The sequence below is a fragment of the Cupriavidus sp. 01T418 genome (assembly GCF_056398885.1).
The window spans coordinates 1-543 of the sequence record NZ_JBFTQG010000158.1; the positions used below are offsets into that span (position 1 = coordinate 1).

Annotated in this window: 1 protein-coding gene; it reads right to left on the minus strand. The window is 62.7% G+C overall.

Going from position 1 to position 543, the window contains the following annotated elements:
• Positions 1-410, minus strand: a 410-nt coding sequence (locus tag AC1DQ3_RS36700; RefSeq protein WP_477124976.1) for an IS110 family transposase, incomplete at its 3' end; no start/stop codon positions are given.
• Positions 411-543 lie beyond the last annotated feature (133 nt).

A 543-nucleotide genomic window follows, 5' to 3' on the forward strand; every position in this document is an offset into this window, starting at 1 on the left:
CTGACCCACGCGCGTGACAGATCCCGGAACGCTTCGTCCTCCACGCTGGGCACGTACACCGCCGAGAGGTCGCCGGCGCGCAGCGATCGCACGAGCTTGACCGCATCGCGCCGATCGGTCTTGACGCGTTCACCMGGCTTYTTCGGGATCAGTGACGGCGCGCACACCATGCASTCGAATCCCTTCCCTGCAAGCTGCCGGTARAGGCCATAGCCGCAAGGGCCTGCCTCGTAGACGATSCGGATSYGGCGCGCTTTRGACTGCAGGCGCTTGCACAGGCGMTCGATATCRGCCTTCGACGTACCGATCTTGCCAAGCTGTTCCACCTCGCCCATACCGAGTGCATAGGCGACCGTGATCGAGTCCTTATGGACGTCCAGACCGACATACAAAGTGATATCGTGTTCCATGCTGGCCTCCGCGCTGGAAATCGCCGGGTGTGGCATTGTCCACACCGTGCGGCTCTGGCAGTCATGCTAACCCGCGTTTGATTCCTCGCGGCGGGCCGGCCCTCTTGCCCTCAGGGGAGTCATACTGACTAGC